This window comes from Marinibaculum pumilum (genome assembly GCF_042646425.1).
Taxonomy (GTDB): Bacteria; Pseudomonadota; Alphaproteobacteria; order Ferrovibrionales; family Ferrovibrionaceae; genus Marinibaculum; species Marinibaculum pumilum.
Genome location: NZ_JBHRTR010000048.1, coordinates 49,947 through 53,594, shown reverse-complemented (window position 1 = coordinate 53,594; position 3,648 = coordinate 49,947). Strand labels below are relative to the sequence as shown.

Sequence of the window (3,648 nt, the reverse complement as noted above, 5' to 3'; positions counted from 1 at the left end):
GAGGATGCGGTACCGGAAGCCCGCGCCGGTGCCGGCGCGGCCGTCATGGCGCTCGTCCGGATGCAGGACGAAGGCCTGTCCGGGCAGGCTGTGGGTGCTACTGCCGCGATAGCTGAAGCACTGCACCCCCTGCAGGGTGGTGCCGATGGCGTAGCTGTCGTGGCGATGCGGCGCGAAGGCATGGCCGGCGAAGCGCGCTTCCGCCCGCTGCAGCCCCGGTGCCGCCGGGGCGGCGCGCAGCCAGTCGCCCATGGCCACGGAACCGCTGCCGGGCAGGCCCGCGCACGAACGTTCAAGACCGGCGGCGGCCGGCTCCGGCAGCATCTGGGACATGACTTCTTCTAGCAGAGACCCGGCGGGACCGGCAGACGGGAGAGCATGGCGATGATCGAGGTGCTGCCGGGCTTCCTGCTGGCAGGCCTGGCGCTGGCCGGCAGCCCGGGGCCGGCGACCCTCAGCATTGCCGCGGCGGGCGCCGCCTTCGGACCCGGCCGGGGGCTGGCCTACATGGCGGGCATCGTGCTGGGGATGGTCGCGGTGATGGCGCTGACCGGCAGCGGCATGGTCGGACTGATGCTGGCCCTGCCCGGCGTGCGGCCGGCGGTAACCCTGCTGGCCGCCGCCTACTTCCTGTACCTGGCCTGGCGCATCGCCACGGCGCCGCCACTGGCGGCGGATGCGGGTGCAGGCCGGCCGCCATCCCTGGCGGCCGGCCTGGCCCTGTCCCTGATCAACCCGAAGGGCTATGCCGCGATGGCGGCCCTGTTCTCGGGCTTCGTCCTGCTGCCCGGACAGCCGCTGGCCGACCTGATGGCCAAGATCGCGCTGCTGACCGTCCTGATCTGCCTGGTCAACACCGCCTGGCTGCTGGCCGGCGGGGCGCTGACCGGGATCTTCCGGCAGCCCGCCGCCAACCGCGCCGTGAACCTGGCCTTCGCCCTGCTTCTGCTGCTGTCGGTCCTGGCTGCGCTGCTGCTCTAGATCGACTTGCGCTCGGACCGGCTCCTCTGAGCGGCAATGCGTTGATCGATCTCAACAAGATGCTTTAGGCGGCGCGGACCTGGGCCAGGAAGCTTTCCACCATGCTGCGCAGGTTGCCGTTCTCGGTGCGCAGCCCTTCGGCGGAATTGGCCAGGTCCTGCGCGGAACTGCGCGCCCGGCCGGACGACTGGTCGACCCGCGCCGCCTCCTCGGTGGCGCTGGCCACGTTGCCGGACGCCAGTTCCGCGCTGCGCGCGATTTCCGCCGTCGCCGCCGTCTGCTCCTCGATCGCCGCGCAGATCGAGGCGGCGGCCTCAGACAGGCCGCTCATCGACTTGCCGACATGGTCGATGGAGCCGACGGCCAGGTCGCTCTGCGACTGGATATGGCTGATGCGGCGGGTGATGTCGTCGGTCGCCTTCGCGGTCTGGCTGGCCAGGTTCTTGACCTCGTTGGCGACCACCGCGAAGCCCTTGCCCGCCTCGCCGGCCCGTGCCGCCTCGATGGTGGCGTTCAGCGCCAGCAGGTTGGTCTGCTCGGCGATATCCTGGATCAGGGTGACGACGGAACCGATATCGGACAGGGCATTGGCCAGTTCGCGCACGGTGTCGCTGGCGCCCTGCGCGCCGTCCAACACCTTGCGGGTGGTGGCTTCGGAATTCGTCGCCTGGCTGCTGATCTCCCGGATCGAGGCGCGCAGTTCCTCCGCGGCGGAGGCCACCGCCTCCACGTCGCTGGACGCGGCCTGCGCGGATCCGGTCAGCCGTGTGGCGCCGCTGCTGGTCTCGCCCGCGATCTCCAGCATCGCGGCCGCGGTGCGGTCCAGGTTCTCCACCTGCTGCGACAGGGTGGCGATGACCTGGCCGATGGTGCGGTCGAACTCGTCGGCGAGCTTGCTCAGCAGCTCCGCCTTCTCGGCCTGCGCCTTCTCGTCGGCGCGCAGCTGTGCAGCGGCAGCCTCCTCGACCTTGCGCTGCGCCTCCTGCGCCTGGGCCACCGCCGCTTCGGAGGTCGCGAACAGGCGCACCAGGCGTTCCGCCAGCCACATCAGGGCGGCCGTCTCGAGCACGACGATCACCGCGTGCAGCACCACACGCGCCAGCGACGTGCCGTCCGGGAACACGGCCGCCGGCAGCAGGTAGTTCAGCAGCAGGTGGTGCACCGCGATCGTGCCGGCGGCCAGCAGGATGCAGCGCCAGTCGCAGAACACGGTGACCATGGCGATCGCCGCGAAGAAGTACATGTGCATGTCGATCTGCCAGGGATGGCCGGTCAGGGTATAGACCAGCACCGCGGGCATCAGGGCGAGGGCGACGGAGATCGTGTTGCGTGCCGCGGCGCCGTCGCGCTGCAGCATGAAGACCAGGGTCGACGCGACGCAGAGCAGTGCCGCCAGCACCGTCGGCCAGAGGATGCCGGTGCCGACGGCCCAGGCCGTGATCGCAACCACCGGAACATGCAGCCACAGATAGGCCAGGAACCAGCGCGCGGCTGTATCCCGGATGCTGTTGAGACCTTCCATCGTCGCGACCTTTTCTGTCAGGAGCGGCCAGACGCCAATGCGCTGGCCGAAGTGAAGCAGCCGCGCAGGGCGCGCGGATCGAGCAGGAACCAGGCCCCGGCCGCAAGAAGGTCGGCACGGTCTTCGGTCGTAGCGGTGGAGACCAGGACGATATTGCCCCAGGCTCCCTCGTCCAGGGCGACCGCCTCGACGGCGGCCAGACGCTGCATCCGGTCCGACATGCCGAACCAGGGCGGGAACACGGCCGCCACCTGGCGCGCATCGGCGGCGGGGCTGATGGTCATGACGCCCAGGCCGACAATGGCCAAGGCGGCCAGGGTCATCGCCGGCCAGAGGTCCTTCATCGCTGCGACTCCGCCAATGTTGCGGCAGCGACAGCCCGGTCGCCGCGGCACGCCTGCGCGATCCGGGCCGGATGGCGGTCAGGCATTGTTGTCGACAGTTTTTGTCACGGGAACCTTGTGAAATGATTAAACGCCGTCCATCGCGCGCGAAAGACGGCCCCGATCCATCGCCGGGCAGACAGACAGGCAGTAACTGTACGAGGCTTCGAACGTCATGGTTCACTTGGGGCCGCCGGCCCCCGCTGCGCCCCGATGGCGCAGGGACGGGCGCGCCCTTCTCCTGCTCAGCCTGCCCTTCGCCCTGCCCGCTGCGGTCCTTGCGATCATGGCGGAAAGCGAGACCGCGGACTTTTGGCGGGCGGCGGACCTGACCCTCTATGCGTTCTTTGTCCTGGCGGCATGGGCCATCGCGGTCGCCGGCTTCCTGGCCTGGATCATCCTGCGGGACGGGGTCCGCCTCTACACCCTGCCCGGCGTGGTGCTGCTGGCGGCCGCCGCGACCACCGGCGCCCGGTGGGACGCCAGCAGCTACAACGAGACGCTCTCCTGCGCGGCGGATGCGCGCCTCTATGCGGTCATCGCAGCCCGGCCGCCGGCACAGCGCGATGGCATCCTGGAGGCGGCGGCGGGCCAGCTGCGGCGGCCCTCGCCCTGCGCGGCGGAGCAGCTGTCGTTCCACTTCGGTGCCGGCGCGCCGCTGGCGCCAGGCACCGGCGGCACCGATCCCGCCGAGCGCCTTGCGGTCCTGGCAGCGCTGCTGGAGAAAGGACTGCCGCCCGACGACCGCCTGCTGTTCCGCTT

5 protein-coding genes are annotated in these 3,648 nt (G+C 70.6%); 2 read left to right on the top strand and 3 right to left on the bottom strand.

From position 1 onward, the window contains the following. On the bottom strand, window positions 1–333 hold a 333-nt coding region (locus ACFOGJ_RS25245; RefSeq protein WP_379905878.1), incomplete at its 3' end, for an AraC family ligand binding domain-containing protein. 51 nt (window positions 334–384) lie between these two features. Here ACFOGJ_RS25245 and ACFOGJ_RS25240 point away from each other — a divergent pair. Next, window positions 385–981 carry a LysE family translocator gene (locus tag ACFOGJ_RS25240; RefSeq protein WP_379905877.1) on the top strand — a complete coding sequence of 199 codons (597 nt, stop codon included), beginning with the start codon at window positions 385–387 and terminating at the stop codon, window positions 979–981. 64 nt (window positions 982–1,045) lie between these two features. Here ACFOGJ_RS25240 and ACFOGJ_RS25235 read toward each other — a convergent pair whose 3' ends face one another. Together ACFOGJ_RS25235 and ACFOGJ_RS25230 are read right to left on the bottom strand one after the other, a co-directional pair. Further along, window positions 1,046–2,503, bottom strand: a complete 1,458-nt coding sequence (locus tag ACFOGJ_RS25235; RefSeq protein WP_379905874.1) for a methyl-accepting chemotaxis protein — start codon at window positions 2,501–2,503, stop codon at window positions 1,046–1,048. 17 nt (window positions 2,504–2,520) lie between these two features. Continuing rightward, complete coding sequence (locus tag ACFOGJ_RS25230) at window positions 2,521–2,847, bottom strand: hypothetical protein (RefSeq protein ID WP_379905872.1); 327 nt, start codon at window positions 2,845–2,847, stop codon at window positions 2,521–2,523. Between the two features lie 325 nt (window positions 2,848–3,172). On the opposite strand from ACFOGJ_RS25230, the gene ACFOGJ_RS25225 reads away from it, so the two are divergent. After that, on the top strand, window positions 3,173–3,648 hold a 476-nt coding region (locus ACFOGJ_RS25225; RefSeq protein WP_379905870.1), incomplete at its 3' end, for a hypothetical protein.

Bases quoted from the DNA above. Each gene is read 5' to 3' on its own strand.
- ACFOGJ_RS25240 (WP_379905877.1), top strand. From the start codon at position 385: ATGATCGAGGTGCTGCCGGGCTTCCTGCTGGCAGGCCTGGCGCTGGCC.
- ACFOGJ_RS25230 (WP_379905872.1), bottom strand. From the start codon at position 2,847: ATGAAGGACCTCTGGCCGGCGATGACCCTGGCCGCCTTGGCCATTGTC.
- ACFOGJ_RS25235 (WP_379905874.1), bottom strand. From the start codon at position 2,503: ATGGAAGGTCTCAACAGCATCCGGGATACAGCCGCGCGCTGGTTCCTG.